The sequence below is a fragment of the Rhabdothermus arcticus genome (assembly GCF_055382915.1).
In genome coordinates this window covers 1,514,950-1,534,720 of the sequence record NZ_AP043808.1, presented here as the reverse complement: position 1 = coordinate 1,534,720, position 19,771 = coordinate 1,514,950, and the positions used below count along the sequence as shown (strand labels likewise).

Sequence of the window (19,771 nt, the reverse complement as noted above, 5' to 3'; positions counted from 1 at the left end):
CTTGGGAAACGGCGATCTACCGATAGCCTGCCGCGCGGATCTCCCCGGCGAGTTCCTCACCGCACTCGTTCAGTACAACGTCGAGCACGTGCACCGATTTAGCGAGCTTTGGCAGCAGGGAAACGCCGCTCGTGCTTTCCAGATCCAGTAGCGTGGAGGTATCCACCACCAGGATCAAGCGGGGACCTCCCGCCACTCCCGAAGCCGCCTATGAAGCTCGGGAACGGGTTTCCCGAGCACCTCGGCGGCGCGGCTCAGGGTGATCTGCTCGTTGAGCACCAACTTCCAAACGAGGCGTCCCAGGCGCCCGAGCGTCTGGAAAACTGACAAGGGCCCTTCGGGCTCCCAGAGCTGTCCAAAACGCTTGTTAATCCAGCCAAGCTGCTGGCCCATTTGCTTTTGGGGGATAAGCTTAAGCTGGGCCGCCCGCAAGAGGACCGTTCGTACGCTCACGCCGTAGCGAAAACGCAGGTCCGCGAGCAGAAGTTCGCGGTCCTGAAAAAGCAAGGTGCCGTTGGCGTAATAGGTTATGATCGCGTCCGAAAAGCTGACGCGCCAGACCTCGTGGGATCCCGGAGCATTGCGCTCCTCACCGCCGTGTCTAATAAGCCAGTCCTTGATGGTTTTTGCTTGCTCTGGAGTCGCCTTGATCATCCTTCACCTCCCGAACAACCGCTCCCAGGCTTCGAGCACCAGGCGGCGGGTGCGGTATTCGCCGTATTCGCGGAGTTCCTTGCGCTTGAGGGCGCTGAAGGTTTGGGAGGGGAAGGTGCTCACCTTGGTGCGGGCTTCGTAGCCAGCAGGGTCGAGGGGATCGGTGACCTCTTCCCAGTTATTGGCCACCAGGGTTTCGAGCTCGCGCTCGGTGAGGTCGGCGGGGTCCAGGATGTAGCGGAGCTGCTTGCGCGAGAGGCCGTAGAGCTTTGCGTAATAAGCATCGAGCTCGGCGCGGACGCGGGCGCGGCGGTCTTCGTCCCAGCCGAAGGGCGGGAAGGGGTATTCCCCCTCGAACCAGGAAGGCGGGGCGAAGCGGGGTCGTTTCCGGGCCTCTTCGAGGCCCACCCCGTGATGCTCGGCAAAGCGGCGGGCGATCTCCTGGCGGATGGCCTCGCCGACCTCGGGGGGAACAACGCTCGGGTCTGCGAGCTCCCGCCACACGTCGAGCGCGAAGGGCGCCAGGTCCCAGGCGGTGTAGACGAGCTCCAGAACGCGGGGGACGAGGAAGCGGAGGTGGTCGGGGGTGTAAGTGGAGGGAGGAAGGACCGAAAACTGCTTCAAATAGTGATAGTTCAACGTGGCGCTAGGAATTTTTTGGCGCGCGACGTAATCGAGCGCCATCGAATCCATCGAAGCCAGCAGGGTAAGCAATAAAACTGCCGGTAAATCAGAAAACAGCAAAGGAATTTTATTCCCCACCCCCACCCTCGGCACCAGCGAAAAGATGGCGGTACGCTCATTGGTGGCGTTTGTGATGTCACGGAAGCCGAGGAGCCACCCGCGCTCCCAGCGCCAGATTTCACGGCCATCGCGGTCGGTCCGCACCAGGCGGGCCTCGACCTCGGCGCGGGGGACCCAGTAGCGGGGCATGGGCTGGTAAGCCGGATCGGCTTGCTCCTCGGGACGGCTGTCACGGGTGCGGGAGGCGCCGGGATCGTAGGTAGCGAAGCGGTGGTCGAACTGCCAGATCATCTTCGCCTCGTAGAGGGGTAGGTAGACCTTGTCGCCCCTGACGAAGCGGTTGCCCTGGAGGGTAAAACCTTCGGCCTCGAGCTCGGGGCGGGTCTTGAAGAGGTGAGCGTCGTTGGACATGTGGAACATGGCCATGAACCGCACCCCCCAGGGATTTTCCTCGGGCACGGTGCGCGTTTTGGGCAGCAGGGGCCGGTCGTCGGGCAAAAGCATGCCCTCGGGCACGTAGGCTTCCTCGCGGGCCTCGCGCCAGAGGACCGGCACGCGACGGTAGATGGCCTTGGTGAGCTCGGCGTCGGCCTTGGTGCGGAAGGTGGGGCAGGTGCGGGTGTTGGGGTTCAGGAGCGCGAACTCTTCGGGGGTGAGTGAGAAGACGCGGCGCTCGTCCTTCAGGTGCTCGACGCGCGTGGCGAAGAAGAGCAGTCGCGCAGGTTTTTCGGGGTGTCCAGGCTTTCGAATGCTAAAAATAACGAATGTCATTAAACTTGTCACGTCGGGGAAAAGATTTTCGCGGTTTTGGAAGCCCAATAGCGCTGCCAATTCACCACTTTGCACTACCTCAGCAAAGAACTCTTTGTTGGTGTCGTCGGTGGCGATGCCGGTGGGGATGAGCATCCCCGAGCGCCCCCGGCCCAGCAGGTCGCGGGCGTGCTCGGCGAAGACCGAGTAGGTGTTGACGTCGCCACGGCCGGTCAGGGGATAGCGGCCGGAGGTGTGGAGGAAGTTGCTTACCGCTTCGGCGTCCGCGCGCGCTTGCTGATAAGCGCGGTAAAGCTCGGGGTTCGTTTCCTTGAGCGCTTCGATCTTGCGACGGCGAACAGCGGCATTGGGCGCTTCAGCGATCTCAGGGGCCAGGCCTTGGAAAAACTGCCTATCTTCCAGCTTGACCCGCTCCCACGGCGGATTCCCGAGCACCGCGTCGAAGCCGCCGTCTTCCTTGAGGCGGCCGGAGGCGTCGAGGAAGACCTCGGGGAACTCGAGCCACCAGTGGAAGAAGCGATGACGCCGGGCCTGGGTCTCGATCTCGGCGAGGGTCGGGGGTGTCAGGTAGGATCTTGCTTCCAACTGGGCGAGGCTTGCTCCCCGTGCCTGGCTCACCAGCCATTCCAGCCCCTGGTGGTCGGGCAGGCGGCGGCCGGGGGCGGGTTCGGCGAACCAGGCGGCGGTCCAGTAGTCGGCGATGCGCTGCCACTTCCTCACCGGTTCGCTTTCCCGCCAGCGGGCGTAGGCCTGGTGGGCAGCTTCGACGTCGGCAACGGTCTCCTGGGTTTCGGGAAGGCGGGGCAGGCTGGCAGCGAAGTCGAAGAGGGCCCCGTTTCTTGCGTGTTCTTCACGCCAACGCTTGAGGGACCTGCCGGTAAGCAACTCCAGGCCGGACAACACCTCGCCCTTAAGCCCGCGCTTGGTATACGCGTCTTTAGGGATTCCCAGGGTATAGAAGTCGGGCGGCGCACCCACCAACGAGTTCCCCACCTTGAGATGATGATCGAGGAACGAAAGCGGCCGGCCCCGGGCGGAGGAGGCGATCCAGATCGAGAGCTTGGCCAGCTCCACCGCCATGGGATTTAAATCCACACCGTAAAGACAATGCTCCGCCACCTGGTGGCGGGCTTCCGGAAGGGCCTCGGCAACGCCGGGATAACGGCCGGATTCCGCCCAGACCTCCGCCAGCGTCTCGGCCAGGCGTTCCAAGGCTCCGATCAAAAAGGCCCCCGAGCCCATCGCCGGGTCCACGACGCGGATCGAGAGGATGGCGGCCGCTTTTTTCTCTGGGGTGGTTGCGCCCTTGAGCCGTTCCTCGATGAGCGGTCCCAGGCTTTCTTCGATGACCGCACCCACCAGTTCACGGGGGGTGTAGTAGCTCCCCGAAGCCTTCCGACCGGTGGGGTCTTCGGTGAGGAAAAACCGCTCCCCGTCGAACCTGGGCACCAACCCCAGTAAGCCTTCGTAGATATGGCCAAGCTCCTCAACCCCGAGATCGCGGTAGTTGATGCGCATGAGCCGGCCCTCACGCTCGGTATGGGTGAGGAAGCGAAGGGCTTTTAAGAGCGCGGCATTCTTGGGGTGGGGAAGCCTGTCCCAATCCCTGGCTCGGTCAGCCGGGAGGCGCAAGCCGCCGGTGAGCATGCGGATGTTTTGGGCACCAAAGAGCTCACTGCCCAGTGCTGGCAAGCCGAGCCACGGATCACCCCGTTGGACGAGCTCAAAGGTGACGAGCAACCGTTCGAAGAGGTCCTGCTCCGAATCGTCGTCGAGGTCGTGGCGCTCGGAGAGATCGCGAAGGCCCAAGATCGAATAGCCTTCGTGGTAGACGCTGGCGCCCTCCGCGTCGGGATTGGGCAGCAATTCCCGCGACTCGGCGTATAAAAGAAAGATGAGCCGGTAGAGCAAATTTAAAAGGTTTTGGTAATACGCGTTCAAGGCCTGGGTCTCGGAGAGTTCGCGGGACAGCGCGGGCGTCAGAAACGCGTTTCCAAGGATCTCAACGGCCTTCCGCGCCCCCTGGCGCAGGGCTTCGGCGTCCCGTGTGCCCTGCTCCGCGGCCAGGCGATGATAGGCGTCGAGGTGCCTCGTAAAGCGGCTTCGATGCAAGAGCTTGAACAGCACGCGAAACGCCGACAACGCCGCCTCGCGCCCGGCGTCAAACAGGCCCCAAAGGTCGAATTCGATGAACGCGGGGCGGGGATGGAAGTTCTGGCCGAGCAGCCTGAGCTCGCGACCGTTGGTCACGACACCCCAGTTCGGCGTATCCGGGTGGTTGAGATAGCGCTGGACCAAGCCATGGGGGCTCGGCTTGCCCCGCGCCGGCTTTTCGTCCAACCCCTGTGAGACCATGTGCAGGGGCGGCGCCGATGGGTCCTGCCAACCCAGGTGGGAAATGCAAAAACGTTCCTCACCCACCCTCAGGCACTCCCGCTGATAGGCCGGGTTAAAGTCGAGGGCTTCGAACAGCGGGCGCAACCAACGTCGCCGAAGCTCGCCGTTGGTGAGCTGGCCGCCGATCAACTCGGCGCGAATGCCCGAAAAGCGCTCCCGCAAAGCGTCGAAGCGGCGAGCTGTTTCGCTGAGAAAGGCCTCCTCGGTTTTGAACCCGAAGCTCCGCAGGCTGTAGGGGCGGTCAGGCGAGGTGTCATGCGTCTGCAACCTTTGAACAAACTCTTCGGTCAGCAAACCCCCGACCAGGCGCACGAATCCAAGGCTCACGCGCCACCTCCCACCACCACGGCCATGCCCAACCACTCCGGCGGCCCCGCGACTCTGAGGTCGTCCAGCCCCTCAAAGGCCGCACTCGGGCCGTACCGATGGGTCAGTTGCGCGACCAGGTTTGCACGGGAGGTGCGAAGCGCCTCCAGAATGACCTGGGCGCCGTCCTCACCGCTAGGCGCACGCTGGCGCGCCTCTTCCAAAAGGGCCTGGCTCGTGAGGGCATCGAGACCGGGATCACGGGGCCCGGCGGCCAGCGCATTAAAGAAGAGGGCCTCCGCGTCACGCATCCCTAGGACGTTGCCCCCTCGGGTCCGACCCTCGACGAAAAGCCGTTCGGCAAGCTCGCCCGGCCGCTCGAATCGGGCGCGAAACAGGTAAAGGAAGACGGGCTCCGAAACCGCTCCCAGCAGGAGGGCGCTCCGGGCTCCTTGTTCGGGGTCCCACGCAAGGCGCAAGATGGCCTCGATGGCAGCCTCCACCGCGGGATGCGCGAGGTCTAACCGCTCCGCCTCAGGGTCCGTGCTCCAGGGATCGAAGGTCAAGCGGGTGCCCACCGATGGGTCGAAGTCTGCCAGCGGACGCCCTTTTCTAACCACCGTCAAGGTGGCCCCTTCCCCCCTTGTCACCCAGCCGAGCACCGCCAGGGCACGGTGGAAAACGTCAGCAAGCGCCGTTGGCTCAAGCAAACCCGAGTAAGCCTGCTTGAGGGTTTCCTCGACCTCGCTGAGGTCGAGCGGCGCTTGGCCATAGAACCCTTCGGAGCGCGCGCGCCGGGCTACTTCCTCGTCTTGCTCTTCGAGGTCCTCGAAGAGGCCGACCTCCCTACTTTGGGGAAGGTAACCCTCGGCGCTCAGCGCATCCTCGACGACCTGGCGGACATAGCTTTTGTCTCCAAAGTAGTTAGGAACAACGCCAAAGGCTTGCTTAATGCGCATCGCCTTCTCGATCAGCCGGCGGAACACCAAAGCGTCGAGCGACCCCTCGTAAAACAGAAGGCGGATTCGCACCACCGGCTCCGGCTGACCAAAACGGTCCACCCGCCCGTTCCGTTGCTCCAAACGGTTGGGGTTCCAGGGAAGCTCGTAATGCACCACTTGCGACGCGTGATACTGCAGGTTGAGCCCCTCGCTAATCACGTCGGTGGCCACCAAAACAGCACGTTCGGCGCGGGAAAAGCGCGCCAGGACGTCTTCCCGCTCAGCTTCGGTATGGCCCCCGTGAACGGCGAACACCTCAGCGTTCTTGAGGTGCTTGGGTAGCCGCTCGACGAGGTAATCCAAGGTGTCCCGGTAGCGAGTGAAGATTAAGGTTCGTGCAGGGGCCAGCTCTCCGGTGAGCAGTGCGACGAGCTGGCGAAACTTAGCATCCTCCCGGCGTGCCCTGGGCTCCACCGCTTGGAGAAGCGCCCGAAGATAGGCAAGCTCCCCTTCCGCTCGCGCTTTTTGGAGAAAGGCGACGTCTAGGGCGCGGTCGCGTTCTTCCTCCATGCCCCGCTCTGCGGGTTCGTCGACCACCGAGGCCAGAAGGGGCGCGGAGTCCACGGTGATCTCTTCTCCGGTGGCCAGCCATTCCTCGATGCGGCGAATGCGGTTTTGGAGACTGCGAAGCAAGGCCAAAGGGGAGCTAGCGGCTCGCCTGGAAAAGTGCATGGCCAGCCAGTGGACCGGGCCGTCGTGGCTCGCCTCAAGAAAGCGCGCGTAGTCGGCAACGGCGGCAAACAGCTCCGCTTCCTTGCGGGTGGGGCCAACCGGCACCGGCCGCACCTCGCGCTCAGGGAAGGGGGCCTTCTTCCCCTCGCTTTGGTACCAATCCACGACATCGGCGCGGGTGCGTTGAATCACGTGATGTCGGGCGCGCTCACGACGGATTGCGTCACCCGCCACCAGGCCCAGCTCACCGCTTGGATCGAGATGCGCGATCAAGCTGCGAAACGACTCCGGATGCCCGCTATGGGGGGTAGCGGTCACCAAGACGAGGTGGGGTGCTTTCTTCGCAAGTTCGCGGACGAGGCGAAAACGCTCATGCCGACCCCGGTGATGCGCGGCGAGGTGCGCCTCATCCACCACAACCAGGTCCCAGGGCGTGGCCAGAACCTGAGGCCGCTGATCCGGCGTTTTGGCGTAGTCGATGCTGGCCACGACCCGCTCGAACACGTGCCAGGGGCTTTTACCCTGGGGGAGGTGCCGGGTTGCGTCGCGGTCCACGATTTGGAAGGGCAAATGAAAAAAGCGGCGCAAGGCATCCCGCCAATCGGCCTTGAGGTGGGCTGGAGTAAGCACCAGGATCCGGCGTGCCGCCCGGCGCAACACCAATTCCCTCAGAATCAAGCCAGCCTCGATGGTCTTACCAAGACCCACATCGTCGGCAATCAGCAGTCGCACGCGCCCCGGATTTTGAAGCGCCATCAAAAGGGGGACGAGCTGGTAGTTATGGGGGACGACGCGTGAACGCTGCAAGGCGAGGAACGGGGCGTCGGCGTTCAGCGTGCGGAGGCGTTCGGACTCTACGTAGAGGCGAAAAAGCTGAAGGTCCACCGCAGGCTGGACCGGTGGCTCTGGAGAGCGCCGCAACTGAAGGGCGTCCCTTTCCAAAGGAAGGTAGAAAACCGCCTGGCGGCTGGAATCCAAAAGCTCGGCGCGCAGATGGCGTTCTCCGACCTCCTTGATCCGCCAAAGCTGGCCGCGGGCCTCGACAATCGCCCCAATGCGAAAGGACTCCACGAAACTCAGCATAACTGGAAGGACCAAGGGCTTTGCCGAATTTAACTCCTATGGACGATTATGGACGATGCAGACCGATCTTCCGAGCCAAAGCTCAGGAGCCTCAACCGCGGCCCTTGCCCCAGGGCTCGAGGACGATCTGCCCCTCCCGGATCACCGCCCGCTCCGGCCCCTTGCCGGCGAACCCGGCCTCCGGCGCCCGGGCCACCAGCTCCGCGATCCTGAGCTGCTTGGCCTCGACGGAGAGGGCCCAGATCGCCGCCCCGGCGTTGCCCCCGGCGCCGGCGTGGGCCAGGCCGCGGAGCTTGCCCACCACGATCACGTCGCCGCCGGCGACGACCTCGCCGCCCGGGTTGACGTCGCCGAGGATCACCGCGGTGCCCTCGGCCACCACCCGCGTTCCGGCGCGCACGGTCTGGGGCACGACCAGGCTGCGGGGGGCCAGCGAGGTCCCCCGCGGGGGGCGGAAGACCACCCGCCGGGGTCCGGCGGCGGCGAGGAGGGCCGCGACCACCTCGCCGGGGACGCGGCCGGCGATCTCGACCTCGAGGTCCATCTCCGGAAGCCTGGCAAGCGCCGCGGCGATCTCCTCCGGCCGCTCGTCGCCGTCGAGGCGCACGGCGAGCGCATCCTTGGTGGCCCTAACGCGCATCGGGCCCCTTTATACCCCAAAAGGCGGCCATCACCTTTTTCACCACCGGCAGCGCCGCCCGGCTGCCCTCGCCGCCGTTCTCCACGAAGGCCACCACGATCAACGGGGGCCGGCCATCCCCCGGATAGGGCCCGAACCCGACGTACCAGGCGTGCTCGAACCCGGCTCGCTTCCCTGGGGTCTCGGCGGTGCCGGTCTTGCCCGCGGTGGGGACCGGGAAGTCCTTGAAGCGAAAGCGCGCCGTGCCCTCGGTGACGGTCTTGCGCAGCCCGCGGCGGATGACCCCCCAGTAGCGGCCGGGGACGGCCTCGCTCTGCCCCTCGCCGAGGACCAGGTGGAGCCGCGGCCGGCGCCCGCGATAGATCGTCGCGTAGGCGCGGGCGATCTGCGCCGGGCTGGCCAGGACCGGCCCCTGGCCGATCGCCACCGAGAGCGTCTCCCCGGGGTACCAGGGCTCGCCGTAGACCTCGCGCTTCCAGGCCTCGCTGGGAATCAGCCCGGTCTTCTCGGCGATCTCCAGGCCGGTGGCCTGGCCCAGCCCCAGCGCCCTGGCCCGGTCGTGGATCGCGGCCAGCGCGCGCAGCGGCCCGGCGTCGATCACCGCCTGATAGAACCAGGTGTTGCAGGAGTAGGCGAGGGCCTCCTCCACGGTCATCGGTCCCATGTCCCGGGACGACCAGTTGCGCCGGCGCTGCCCCCCGTAGACGATGTAGGGCACGCAGCGATAGGTCTTCGCCGGGGGGATCAGGCCGCGCTCGAGGAGGGCCGAGGCGGAGACCGCCTTGAAGGTCGAGCCGGGAGGGTAGGCCTGTACCGCGCGGTTGAGCATCGGCTTGTCCGGATCGACGATGAGGCGACGCACCGCCTCGCGGTCCACCGGCAGGTGCACGAAGAGGTTGGGGTCGTAGGCCGGCGCGGTGGCCATGGCCAGCACCGCACCCTCGGGGTCGATCGCCACCACCGCGCCGCGCACCCGACGGATCGGGGGAAGCCCCAGCTTCTTGCGCCCGGCGTTGACATCCTGCACCGCCTCCATGAGGGCCTTCTCGGCCGCCTCTTGCAACCCGTAGTCCAGGGTCAACCGCACGTCCTCGCCGGGGACCGGGGGGCGGATCACCTCCTCGCGGACGACGTTGCCGCGCACGTCGCGCTCCACCAGCTTGAGCCCCCGCCGCCCGCGCAACCGGGGCTCGAGGGCGGCCTCGAGCCCGGCCTTTCCCACCAGGTCACCGGGCTCGTAGCCCCGCTCGAGGTCGGCCTTCGTCGGCCCCTGGACGTAGCCGATCACCGGACCGGCGATGGGGTTGGGGTAGCTGCGCTCGACGCGAACCCGGATCGAAAGGTTGGCCTGGCCGGCGGCGAGCTCCTCCAGGGTGGGGACGAGGTCCGGGGGGAGGTTGGGGTAGAGGACGACGGGCGCGTCGGTCTCGGGAAAGGCCTCGAGCCCCAAGAGGTCGAGGATGCGCGCGCCAAAGCGCACCGGCCCCCCTTTGTAGATGAGGTCGTAGGCCAGGCGGTTCTCGGCGAGGACCACGCCGTTGCGGTCCAGGATCCGTCCCCGGGGAGCGGGGATGGACTCGGTCTTCAGGTAGTTGCCCTGGCTCTCGGTGACGTAGCGGCGGTGCTCGAGGACCTGCAGCTGCCAAAGGCGCACGCCAAAGACCAGAAAGCCCAGGTAGACCAGCGCCAGCATCCACCTAAGCCGACGTTCCATGCCCCTCCTCGCCCAAAAGCCCCTCGGCGATCCGGAGGAAGAACGGGGCGATCAGGAAGGTGCTTAAAAGCTCGCTCCCGAAGGCCCCCAAAAAGACCAGCGGCCCCACCCCAAACAGCCCCAGCCAGTAGACGACGAGCAGCACCCCCACCCACTTGGCGAGGTAGGCCCCGGCGAGGATCGCCCCCCGCCCCAGGACCTCCTCCCAGTGCAACAGCTGGCCGAGCCGCTGCTCGGCGAAGACCGCGAACAGGTAGCCGACCGCGTGCAGGCCCAGGTAGCCGGCGGAGACCAGGTCCCAGAGCAGCCCCAGCAAGAAGGCCGCGAGGAGCCCGGGAACCGGGGCCAGCCGGGCGCCGAGGGCCGCCGCCAGGAGAAACCCCAGGTCCGGCGGGGCCAGCTCCTCCGGCCAGAGCCCGGAAAAGAAGGCGGCGAGCAAAAGGGTCAAGAGCACGGTCAGCGCCAGGCGCACCTAAAGCCTCCTCAAGACCACGACCTCTTCCAGCTCGAAAAAGCGCACGAAGGGCTCGGCCTCCACGTAGTAGACGAGCTCCCCGGGGCTTTTCGGCTCGACGCGCACCACCCGCCCCACCGGGATGCCCTCGGGAAAGAGCCCTCCAAGAGCCCCGGTGACCAGGGTCTCGCCGACCTCGACCTGGACCTCCGCGGGAAAGCGCACCCGGAGCCGGTGCGGGGGTCGGCCATAGGCCACGCCGCGCCCCGGCCCCCGGGCGCGGCGCACCCCCACCGCGCTCTCGGGGTCGACGATCGTGCGCACCACCGCCCGTCGCTTGGTGGTCTCGACGATCACCCCCACCAGCCCGTCGGGGCTGGTCACCGGCATCCCCTCCCGCAGACCCTCGTCCTCGCCCATCCCCAGCACCAGCCGGCGGAAGAGTCCGGAGGGGTCCTCCCCGATCACCGGGGCCACCGCCACCACCGCCGGGGCCTGAGTCTCGCGCACCTTGAGGGTGCGGCGCAGGCGCTCGTTCTCCAACCGGAGGCGCAAGAGCTCGCCCCGCGCGGCCTTGAGCTCCCGGGCCAGCGTCAGGGCCTCGCTGCGCCAGTCACGGCGGTCGCGTAGGGTGAAGTAGGCGGCCTTGAGGTTCTGCCCCAGCCGCTGGGGCAGGTAGAAGAAGGGCGCGGTTCGGGCGGTCACCTCGGCGGGCAGCGCCGGGGCGACGCGGGCGGTGAAGAGGGCCAGCACCAGCCCCAAGAGCAAGAGCGCCACGAAGACCGCGCGGTCCACCTAGACCAGACCCTCCTCCTGCAAGAGCGCCCAGAGGCGCGCCACGGGAAGGCCGATGACCGCGTAGGGGTCGCCCTCGATCGCCTCGACGAGGGTCATCCCCCGCCCCTGCAGGCCGTAGCCCCCGGCCTTGTCCAGGCCCTCGCCGCTTTTGACGTAGTTCAGGATCTCCGCCTCGGAAAGGGGGCGAAAGCGCACCCGCGGGGCCTCGAGCAGGTAACGCCGCCGGGGGCCATCGAGGAGCACCGCCCCGGTGTAGACGGTGTGGGTGCGGCCGGAGAGCCGCCGCAAAAAGGCGCGGTTTTCCTCGGCGTCGCGAGGCTTGCCCAGCACCTGGTCGCCGATCGCCACCACCGTGTCCACCCCCAGGACCGCCTCCCCCGGCCGGGCCACGGCGGCGGCCTTGGCCTCGGCGGTGGCGAGGGCGTAGGCCCCGGGCGGGGAGAAGGGGGGTGGCTCGGGCACCGGGCTGGGGCGGACGACGAAGGGAACCCCGAGCCGCTCCAGAAGGGCGCGCCGGCGCGGGCTCTGGCTAGCCAGGACCAGGGGCTTCATTCGCGAACCAGCGCGGCCCCCGCCGAGGCCCCGATGCGGTCCGCCCCGGCCTCGATCAACGCCCAGGCCTGGTCGCGGCTGCGGATCCCGCCGGAGGCCTTGACCTTGGCCCGTCCCGCGGCCACCTCCTTGAGCAGCCGCACGTCCTCGACGCTGGCCCCGCGGGGCCCGAAACCGGTCGAGGTCTTGAGGAAGTCCGCGCCCCCGCGGATCGCCGCCTCGGCCACCGGGCGCAGGGCCTCCGGCGTGAAGAAGCCGGTCTCCAAGATGACCTTGAGCACCGCGCCGGGGATCGCCTCGCGCACCGCGCGCACGTCGGCCTCGACCGCGTCGAGGTCCCCCGCCAGGGCGCGCCCGATGGGGATCACCATGTCGATCTCGTCCGCCCCCTGGGCCACCGCCAGCGCCGCTTCCGCGGCCTTGATGGCGCTGGCGTTGGCCCCCAGGGGGAAGCCCACGACCGCGGCCACCCGCAGGGGGGCGTCGCCCTTTTTGGCCATGACCTGGGGAACGAAGGCGGGGTTCACACAGACCGCGTAGAGGTAGTGGTCGAGCGCCTCCTCGACCAGTTGGTCGATCGCCTCCGGCGTGGTTTCGGGCTTGAGGCGGGTATGATCGATGTAGCCGGCCAGACGGTAATCCATGACCTTACTTTAAGGCGCTTTAGTCTTAGGAAGGGATGAAGCTACCGGGCTACCAGAGCGTCGCGAACGCGATCCGCGAGGTGCTGCTCGAAGGGATCGAGGTCCCGCCGCGCACGGCGCTCGCGCTACCGGAGGGGCAGTTCTTGGTGATGCCCGCCGCCGACGACCGGGTGGCGCTGACCAAGCTCGTCGTCGTCCAGCCCGGCCGCACCCCGGCGGTCCGGGCCGAGCTCTGGGCGATGGACCTCGAGACCGGCGAGGTGCACCACCTGCCCGCGGAGGCGCTGACCGTGCGCCGCACCGCCGCCCTCAGCCTGCTCGCCGCCCAGACCCTGGCCCCGAAGCAGCGAGGGGCGCTCCTCCTCGTGGGGGCCGGGGCCCAGGCCCAGGGGCACCTCGAGGCCTTCGCCGAAGGCCTGGAGCTAACCGGGGTATGGATCAAGGGCCGGAACCCCGAGCGCCAAAACGCGCTCTTGGCCCACGCCCGCGCCCTGGGGCTTAAGGCCGCCCCCTTCACCGGCGCCTACCCCGAGGACCTGGCCTTCGTGGTCACCGCCACCACCAGCCCCACCCCGGTCGTCGGGGACGACCTGCCCGAGGGGATCTTCGTCGCCGCGGTGGGGAGCTTCACCCCCGACGCCCGAGAGCTGCCCCGGTCCCTCCTCGAGCGCGCCGCGCTCGTCGCCGCCGACACCGAGGACGCCCTGACCGAGGCCGGGGAGTTTTCGGACCTGCCTCGCGCCCGGGTGCGGCGGCTCGCCGACCTCCTCACGCACCCGCCGAAGCCGCAGGGCACGGTGGTCTTCAAGTCCACCGGCCACGCGCTCTTCGACCTCGCCGCGGTACGCGCCCTGCTCACGTCCCCGCGCTAGCACGGGGCGTTCGCCTGGATCGCCGCCGCGCTCGGGGTCCTGCGCCCCACCCCGACCAACGGGGCGCTGGCGAGCGCGTTGCTCTCGGTGGCCCGGGTGATCGGCCAGGCGGTGGGCAGCACCGGGACCGGCGGGCTGCTCGAGGCCGGCGCCCGCCGCTGCCCTTGCCCTGGGAACGCCCCTTTTGCCCCTGCTCGCGGTCCCCCTCCGGCCGCGACGGGCTACTTGAACGCGTAGGCCCCGGAGCTCAAGAACTGCAAGATCCCCTCGGCGATCCCCTCGGCGACCTTGGCCTGATAGGCCGCCCGGGCCAGGGCCCGCCCCTCCTTGGGGTGGTTGATGAAGCCGATCTCGACCAGGATCGCGGGGATCCGCGCGTAGCGCAGCACGTAGAGCGGAGCCTGCTTTACCCCCCGGTCGGGGGAGCCGGTCCTTTTCGAGAGCCCGGCCTCGACCATCCGCGCGAGCTGCTCGGAGAAGGCCAGGTTGGCCTGGGCCAGGAGGTCCTTGAGGACCTGATCGGAGAGGGTCTCGGTCTCCCGGGTCAGCCGCTGCCCCACCTCGCCGCCGCCGTTCTCCCAGACCGCGAGCCGCAGCGCCTCGGGGTCCGCGGCCCGGCCGAGGAAGTAGGTCTCGATCCCCCGGGCGGGCTTGGGGGCGGAGTTGACGTGGATGGAGACGAAGAGGGTCTTCTTGGGATCGGCCATCTTCGCGCGGCGGTCCAGGTCGATCAGCTTGCGCTTCCAAACGTCCTTTTCCTCGGGCGGCGCGAGGTCGGTGTCGCGGTCGCGGGTAAGGATCACCCGCACCCCCTTGGCCTCGAGGATCGCCTTGACCTTCTTGGCCACCGCCAGGGTGAGGTCCTTCTCCCGGACCCGCCCCAGGCCGGGGAAGGCGTGGTTCGCCCCGGGGTCCGGGCCGCCGTGGCCGGGGTCGAGGACGACGACCGGCTTGGGGGGCTCGGGTTTCGGCGGCGGGGGCGGCGTGGCCTCGGGGTCGGGGGCCAGCAGGTCCACGACCAGCCGGAAGGTCTTGGGGGCGAGGCCCTCGAGGACGAAGGCCTTGGCCCGAACCCCGCGCCTGGTGTAGAGGCGCACCCGGGTCGCGCCGGCCTCGGGGAGGAGCTGGTAGCTTGCGAGCTCGGGGCTGCCGACGCGCACCTCCGCGGCCTCCAGGGTCAGCCCCTTGAGCCGCAAGACGTAGCCGCCCGGCGCCCGGCTCAGCGCGTAGGCCGTCCCTTCGGGCAGGTCGAAGACCAGCCGGGTGAAGCCCTCGTGCAGCCCCAGCCGCGGGGCGGCGAGGGCGAGGGCACCGAGGAGGACGAGGACCAGCGCGCGGCGCATCGGCGTGTTTCATTTTAGGGGTTTGTGTCCCGATCCGGGGCAAACGGCCCTCATCTATGGCTAAGATGGCAGGGGATGCCCTTTAGGGCGACGAAAGGGGGTAGGGAGTGAGCGTTCAAGCCGACCTCTATGGCGCCTTGATGGTCGCGGTCTTCGCCGTGGTGGGGGTCGTCATCGTCTACGCCACGATCGGCCTCAGCCGGCTGCTGGTGGGCGTGCGGCCGAAGACCGGGGCCAAGCTCGAGGTCTACGAGTCCGGTGAGGTCACGATCGGGTCCACCGACGTCCGGGTCAGCGTCCACTACTACATCTACGCGCTCTTGTTCCTGATCTTCGACGTCGAGGCGGCGCTCTTGTTCCCCTGGGCGCCGGCCTTCGACAAGCTGGGCTGGCTCGGTGTCTTCGAGGTCTTGGTCTTCGTCCTGATCCTGGCCGGTGGCCTGGCCTACGCCTGGCTGAGGGGGGTGCTGGAATGGGTCTACTAGGCGCGGAAGACCGGCCCCAGAACATCATCCTGGGGACGCTAGACGACGTGATCAACATGGCCCGGAGCCGCAGCCTCTGGCCGCTCACCTTCGGGATCGCCTGCTGCGCGATCGAGATGATGGCCGCCTGGACCCCGAAGGTCGACGCCGACCGGCTGGGGATGTTCTTCCGCAACAGCCCCCGCCAGGCGGACCTGATGATCATCTCCGGCACCGTCAACAAGAAGATCGCGAAAAGGGTCAAGCGCCTCTACGAGCAGCTCGCCGAGCCCAAGTGGGTGGTCTCGATGGGGGCCTGCGCCAACCAGGGCGGCCCGTTCCGCCAGGGCTACTCGGTGGTCGAGGGGGTGGACAAGATCGTCCCCGTGGACGTCTACGTCCCCGGCTGCCCGCCCCGGCCGGAGGCGCTCTTACAGGGGCTGTTGCTGCTCCGCGACAAGATCGCCGACCCCAAGCTGCGCTACCGCCGGCCCGAGGTGGTTCCGGTCGACTACGACGTCTTCGCCGAGCCGGGGAAGGACGGGAGGCTGCCGGTGCTATGAGGGTCAAGCGGACGGAGAACTTCAACGAGGAGACCTACGCGGTCCATCCCGAGGACTACCGGGCCCTCTTGGAGCAGCTGAAGGCCGAGGGCTTCGACTACCCGATGAACCTCACCGGGATGGACACCGGCTACGGGCTGCGGGTCGTGGTGCACCTCTACGCGATGGCAAGCGGCCGCCGGGCCACGGTCTTCACCGAGGTGCCCTACGACGCCCCGGAGGTCGAGAGCGTCACCGACCTCTGGCCGGGGCTGGAGTGGTTCGAGCGCGAGGCCTACGACCTGGTGGGGATCCGCTTTAAGGGCCACCCCGACCTGCGGCGGATCCTGACCGAAGAGCACTGGACGATCCACCCCCTGCAAAAGCGCTACGACACCGGCGGCTACCCCATCCCGGGCTGGACGCCCAAGCCCTGGCCCGAGACCATGCCCTGGGAGGAAGAGGAAGGAGGCGAGGCGTGAGGGGCCCGACCCAGATCCTGCCCACCGACCGCGCCGACGAGATGCTGGTCAACATGGGCCCGCAGCACCCCGCGACCCACGGGGTGCTCAAGGTGGTGATCGGGCTCGAGGGCGAGCGCATCACCCGCGCCGTGCCCCACATCGGCTTTCTGCACCGCAACCACGAGAAGATCGAGGAGGCCCGGACCTACGTCCAGATCATCACCTACACCGACCGCATGGACTACGTCTCCGGGCTGCAAAACGAGCTCCCCTTCATCCTCGCGGTGGAGGACCTGCTGGGGGTCGAGGTGCCGGAGCGGGCGAAGAAGCTGCGCACCATGTTCTTCGAGCTCTTCCGCATCGCCAGCCACCTGGTCTGGCTGGGGACCAGCATGCTCGACCTCGGCGCGATCACCCCCTTCCTCTACACCTTCCGCGACCGCGAGCGCATCCTGGAGATCGTCGAGAAGACCGCCGGCGCGCGCATGCTCCCCAACTACTTCACCTTCGGCGGGGTGCGCCGCGACGTCCACCCCGAGTTCTTCAACGACGTCGCCGACTTCCTAGACTTCTTCGAGCGCCGCCTGCCCGACTACTACGCGTTGGTCCTCGACTCCCCGGTCTTCCAGGCCCGGGCCGTCGGGGTGGGGGTGCTGAGCAAGGAGCGGGCGATCGCCCGCGGCGCCTCGGGGCCGGTGCTCCGGGCCAGCGGGGTGCCCTACGACGTGCGCAAGGCCGAGCCCTACGACGCCTACCCGGAGCTCGAGTTCGAGGTCCCGACCCGGGAGGAGGGCGACGTCTACGCGCGCTTTTGGGTGCGCTTCAAGGAGATGGAGGCCTCGGTGAAGATCCTGCGCCAGCTGCTGGAGAAGACCCCGAAGACCGGGCCCTACAAAGGCAAGGTCCCGCCGCGGCTCAAGCCCAGCGGCGAGCGCTACCGCGCCGCCGAGATCAGCCGCGGCCACCTCGGGGCCCACGTCGTCGCCGACGGCAGCGAGCGCCCCTGGCGGGTCAAGCACCGCTCGCCGAGCTTCGCCAACCTGCAGCTCATCCCCGACCTCTTCGTCGGCGCCCGCTTCGCCGACGCGGTGGCCATCCTCTCGTCCCTGGATCCGGTGTTCGGGGAGGTGGACCGATGAGCCGCATGCCGCTGCCCGTTGAGCGCCACATCCTGCCCAAGAAGGTCGGCTACGACCCCACCCGGCCGCGGCGGGGGCTAGAGATCGCCAGCTACGTGCTCTTCTTCTCCTCGCTCTGGGTGATGCTGCTCCTCGCCTTCGGGCTCGTCCCCTGGGTCTTCGAGCGCTACGGCTGGCTGAACACCGGCCTCGGCTACCTGGCCTACGCCGCGGTGGAGGCGGTGATGGCCTTCCTCATCGCCGCGGTGGTGGCGCTGATCCTGATCGTGGTGCTGCGCAAGTACCTGGGCAAGGTCCAGGAGCGGGTGGGGCCGATGCACTACGGCCCCGCCGGGGTGCTGCAGACCGTCTTCGACGCCCTGAAGCTCCTGGCCAAGGAGGACTTCGCCCCCGCCCACGTCGACCCGGTGATCTTCCGCCTGGCCCCGGCGATCACCTTCGTCAGCGCCTTCATGCTCCTGGCGGCGCTGCCGGTGGCCGGGGGCTGGGTGCTCGCGGACCTCAACGTGGGGCTGCTCTACATCATCGCCGCGAGCACCCTGGGGGTCTACGGGGTGGTCCTCGGGGGCCTCTCCCAGGGGAACAAGTGGGGGCTTTTAGGCGGCTTTCGCGCCGGCGCCCAGCTGGTGAGCTACGAGGTCCCGCTGGCCCTGGCGCTGCTCGCGGTCGGGGTCTACTCCGGCTCGCTGCGGCTTGCCGACGTCGTCGAGCACCAGCGCGGCCTCTGGCACGTCGTGCCCCTCTTCATCCCCTTCGTCGTCTACCTGATCTCCAGCATCGCCGAGCTCAAGGCCACCCCCTTCGACCTGCCCGAGGCCGAGAGCGAGATCGTCGCCGGCTACAACACCGAGTACTCGGGGATGAGCTTCGCCTTCTTCTTCCTCGCCGAGTTCGTCGAGCTCTTCGTCCTTCCGGCCTTCGTGGTGATCTTCTTCTTCGGCGGCTGGCACGGGCCGCTCTTCGGCCTGAGACCGGGGACCTTCGCCGCGGGAGCGCTGGAGAGCCTCTACTTCCTGATCAAGACCGCGGTCTGGGTTTGGATCTACCTCTGGATCCGGGCCACCCTGCCGCGCTACCGCGACGACCAGCTGATGAACCTGGCCTGGAAGGGGTTGATCCCCCTCTCCCTCTTCGGTCTCCTCTTCGCCGCCTTCCTGCGGATGTTCGTGGAGGTGCTATGAGCCTGCTGGCAGAAGTGTGGGACGCGGTCAAGGCCATCGGCAACGGCCTGGCCACGGTCAACAAGCGCATCGCGGCGCCGCCGGCGACCGAGTTCTACCCCTACCAAAAGCCCAAGATCCCGCCGGTGAGCGTGCAGTTTCTGGCGCTGATCCAAAACGAGGACGGCTCCGATCGCTGCGTCGCCTGTCTGGCCTGCGAGCGGGTCTGCCCCAGCCAGGTGATCAGCATCGAGCGCAAGCGCAACCCTGAGGGGAAGGGGTTCGTGCTCGAGCGCTTCGACCTGGACTTCGCCAACTGCATGCACTGCGCCAACTGCGTCGAGGCCTGTCCGGTGAGCGCGATCGTCACCGTTCCCGACTTCGAGCACGCGACCTACGACATCACCATGCTCAAGGCCGACAAGGCCTTCCTCGACCACGTCGGGCAGAAGGCCGAGGCCTGGTACAGCCCCAAGTTCGGGGTGGAGATCCGCACCCCCGACGGCCGCATCGAAAAGGCCCCGCCGGAGATGCAGCCCGGGGGCCTGGCCGAGCTCTTGAAGGAGGCGGACGCATGAGCATCGGCCTTATTCCCTTCGCCATCCTCACCGCGCTGACCCTGGCCGGGGCGCTGATCGTGGTGCTCGCGCGCAACATCATCCACGCCGCGGTGGCCCTGGCCTTTACCTTCTTCTTCATCGCCGGGCTCTACGTCCTCCTCGGCAACCCCCTCCTGGCGGTGATCCAGTTCGCGGTCAACGCCGCGGCGATCCCCATCCTCACGATCTTCGTCATCATGACCACGCAGACCCGCAGCGCCCGGCCGGCGAACGCCGCGCTGATCGCGACCGCGCTCTTGAGCGCGGTCCTCTTCCTCTGGGGCCTTTGGGCCTACCTGGGCTTTGCCGACGCGCGGGTCACCCCGGTCCCCCCGGCGGGGTTCGGCGGGCGGCTCTTGGGCTACACCCTGCTGCCCTTCGAGGTGGCCTCGGTGCTGCTCCTCCTGGCCATGGTGGGCGCGATCGTGCTCGCGAGGAGGCTGGAGAAATGATCACCCTCGCCCACTTTCTTACGCTCTCCGCGATCCTCTTTGCGATCGGGCTCTTTGGCGTGCTCACCCGGCGCAACCTGATCGCCATCCTGATGTCCGTGGAGCTCTTGCTGAACGCCTCGGCGCTGGCCTTCGCGGCGGTCGCCGCCTACCGCGACCCGGCCTTCTTGTCCGGGCAGCTCTTCGCCCTCTTCGTGATGGTCGTCGCTGCCGCCGAGCTCTCGATCGGCTTCGCGATCTTCCTGAACGTCTACCGCCACGCGGGCACCCTGGCCACCGAAGCGGTCGAGGAAATGAGGGGGTGAG

Annotated in this window: 21 protein-coding genes; 9 read left to right on the top strand and 12 right to left on the bottom strand. The window is 67.9% G+C overall.

Going from position 1 to position 19,771, the window contains the following annotated elements; genetic code table 11:
- Window positions 1-16: 16 nt before the first annotated feature.
- The 10 genes from ACZ48Y_RS07995 to deoC all read right to left on the bottom strand — a co-directional run bounded on the left by ACZ48Y_RS07995 (window position 17) and on the right by deoC (window position 12,430).
- Window positions 17-178 carry a hypothetical protein gene (locus tag ACZ48Y_RS07995; protein ID WP_464740162.1) on the bottom strand — a complete coding sequence of 54 codons (162 nt, stop codon included), beginning with the start codon at window positions 176-178 and terminating at the stop codon, window positions 17-19.
- Complete coding sequence (locus ACZ48Y_RS07990) at window positions 175-654, bottom strand: hypothetical protein (protein ID WP_464740160.1); 480 nt, start codon at window positions 652-654, stop codon at window positions 175-177. The genes ACZ48Y_RS07995 and ACZ48Y_RS07990 overlap by 4 nt, the downstream gene beginning before the upstream one ends.
- Window positions 655-657: 3 nt before the next feature.
- Window positions 658-4,893: an Eco57I restriction-modification methylase domain-containing protein gene (locus ACZ48Y_RS07985; protein ID WP_464740158.1), complete on the bottom strand. Its 4,236-nt coding sequence runs from the start codon at window positions 4,891-4,893 to the stop codon at window positions 658-660.
- Window positions 4,890-7,616 (bottom strand): helicase-related protein, encoded by a 2,727-nt coding sequence (locus ACZ48Y_RS07980; protein WP_464740156.1) that lies wholly within the window; start codon window positions 7,614-7,616, stop codon window positions 4,890-4,892. The genes ACZ48Y_RS07985 and ACZ48Y_RS07980 overlap by 4 nt, the downstream gene beginning before the upstream one ends.
- Before the next feature lie 103 nt (window positions 7,617-7,719).
- Window positions 7,720-8,268 (bottom strand): septum site-determining protein MinC, encoded by a 549-nt coding sequence (locus tag ACZ48Y_RS07975; RefSeq protein ID WP_464740154.1) that lies wholly within the window; start codon window positions 8,266-8,268, stop codon window positions 7,720-7,722.
- A complete protein-coding gene (locus tag ACZ48Y_RS07970) occupies window positions 8,258-9,982 on the bottom strand; it encodes a penicillin-binding transpeptidase domain-containing protein (protein ID WP_464740152.1) in 1,725 nt (574 codons plus the stop codon). Before ACZ48Y_RS07970 ends, ACZ48Y_RS07975 begins: the two co-directional genes overlap by 11 nt.
- Entirely contained in the window at window positions 9,966-10,454 is a 489-nt protein-coding gene (gene mreD / locus ACZ48Y_RS07965; RefSeq protein WP_464740150.1) for a rod shape-determining protein MreD, read from the bottom strand. The genes ACZ48Y_RS07970 and mreD overlap by 17 nt, the downstream gene beginning before the upstream one ends.
- Window positions 10,455-11,231, bottom strand: coding sequence for a rod shape-determining protein MreC (mreC, locus tag ACZ48Y_RS07960; protein WP_464740148.1), 777 nt, complete (start codon window positions 11,229-11,231; stop codon window positions 10,455-10,457).
- Window positions 11,232-11,786 (bottom strand): Maf family protein, encoded by a 555-nt coding sequence (locus tag ACZ48Y_RS07955; RefSeq protein WP_464740146.1) that lies wholly within the window; start codon window positions 11,784-11,786, stop codon window positions 11,232-11,234.
- Window positions 11,783-12,430 carry a deoxyribose-phosphate aldolase gene (gene deoC / locus ACZ48Y_RS07950; protein WP_464740144.1) on the bottom strand — a complete coding sequence of 216 codons (648 nt, stop codon included), beginning with the start codon at window positions 12,428-12,430 and terminating at the stop codon, window positions 11,783-11,785. Before deoC ends, ACZ48Y_RS07955 begins: the two co-directional genes overlap by 4 nt.
- 35 nt (window positions 12,431-12,465) lie before the next feature.
- Here deoC and ACZ48Y_RS07945 point away from each other — a divergent pair, with 35 nt between their 5' ends.
- On the top strand, window positions 12,466-13,302 hold the full coding sequence (locus ACZ48Y_RS07945; protein WP_464740142.1) for a Rossmann-fold NAD(P)-binding domain-containing protein: 837 nt from the start codon (window positions 12,466-12,468) through the stop codon (window positions 13,300-13,302).
- Here the strand turns inward: ACZ48Y_RS07945 and ACZ48Y_RS07940 are convergent.
- On the bottom strand, window positions 13,299-13,424 hold the full coding sequence (locus ACZ48Y_RS07940; RefSeq protein WP_464740140.1) for a hypothetical protein: 126 nt from the start codon (window positions 13,422-13,424) through the stop codon (window positions 13,299-13,301). The two genes, ACZ48Y_RS07945 and ACZ48Y_RS07940, sit on opposite strands and share 4 nt — an antisense overlap.
- A 99-nt stretch (window positions 13,425-13,523) precedes the next feature.
- Window positions 13,524-14,645, bottom strand: a complete 1,122-nt coding sequence (locus ACZ48Y_RS07935; RefSeq protein WP_464740138.1) for an N-acetylmuramoyl-L-alanine amidase family protein — start codon at window positions 14,643-14,645, stop codon at window positions 13,524-13,526.
- A 107-nt stretch (window positions 14,646-14,752) separates the two neighbouring features.
- On the opposite strand from ACZ48Y_RS07935, the gene ACZ48Y_RS07930 reads away from it, so the two are divergent.
- Genes ACZ48Y_RS07930 through nuoK form a run of 8 tightly spaced genes read left to right on the top strand, consistent with a single transcriptional unit; the run spans window position 14,753 to window position 19,770 of the window.
- Window positions 14,753-15,130, top strand: a complete 378-nt coding sequence (locus tag ACZ48Y_RS07930) for an NADH-quinone oxidoreductase subunit A (protein ID WP_464740136.1) — start codon at window positions 14,753-14,755, stop codon at window positions 15,128-15,130.
- Window positions 15,118-15,672 carry an NADH-quinone oxidoreductase subunit B gene (locus tag ACZ48Y_RS07925; protein WP_464740134.1) on the top strand — a complete coding sequence of 185 codons (555 nt, stop codon included), beginning with the start codon at window positions 15,118-15,120 and terminating at the stop codon, window positions 15,670-15,672. The genes ACZ48Y_RS07930 and ACZ48Y_RS07925 overlap by 13 nt, the downstream gene beginning before the upstream one ends.
- A complete protein-coding gene (locus ACZ48Y_RS07920) occupies window positions 15,669-16,133 on the top strand; it encodes an NADH-quinone oxidoreductase subunit C (RefSeq protein WP_464740132.1) in 465 nt (154 codons plus the stop codon). The genes ACZ48Y_RS07925 and ACZ48Y_RS07920 overlap by 4 nt, the downstream gene beginning before the upstream one ends.
- Window positions 16,130-17,254, top strand: coding sequence for an NADH-quinone oxidoreductase subunit D (locus ACZ48Y_RS07915; RefSeq protein WP_464740130.1), 1,125 nt, complete (start codon window positions 16,130-16,132; stop codon window positions 17,252-17,254). The genes ACZ48Y_RS07920 and ACZ48Y_RS07915 overlap by 4 nt, the downstream gene beginning before the upstream one ends.
- Before the next feature lie 5 nt (window positions 17,255-17,259).
- Window positions 17,260-18,435 carry an NADH-quinone oxidoreductase subunit NuoH gene (gene nuoH / locus ACZ48Y_RS07910; RefSeq protein WP_464740128.1) on the top strand — a complete coding sequence of 392 codons (1,176 nt, stop codon included), beginning with the start codon at window positions 17,260-17,262 and terminating at the stop codon, window positions 18,433-18,435.
- Entirely contained in the window at window positions 18,432-18,992 is a 561-nt protein-coding gene (locus ACZ48Y_RS07905; protein WP_464740126.1) for a 4Fe-4S dicluster domain-containing protein, read from the top strand. Before nuoH ends, ACZ48Y_RS07905 begins: the two co-directional genes overlap by 4 nt.
- Entirely contained in the window at window positions 18,989-19,465 is a 477-nt protein-coding gene (locus ACZ48Y_RS07900) for an NADH-quinone oxidoreductase subunit J (RefSeq protein WP_464740124.1), read from the top strand. The genes ACZ48Y_RS07905 and ACZ48Y_RS07900 overlap by 4 nt, the downstream gene beginning before the upstream one ends.
- Window positions 19,462-19,770: an NADH-quinone oxidoreductase subunit NuoK gene (gene nuoK / locus ACZ48Y_RS07895; RefSeq protein WP_464740122.1), complete on the top strand. Its 309-nt coding sequence runs from the start codon at window positions 19,462-19,464 to the stop codon at window positions 19,768-19,770. Before ACZ48Y_RS07900 ends, nuoK begins: the two co-directional genes overlap by 4 nt.
- Window position 19,771 lies beyond the last annotated feature (1 nt).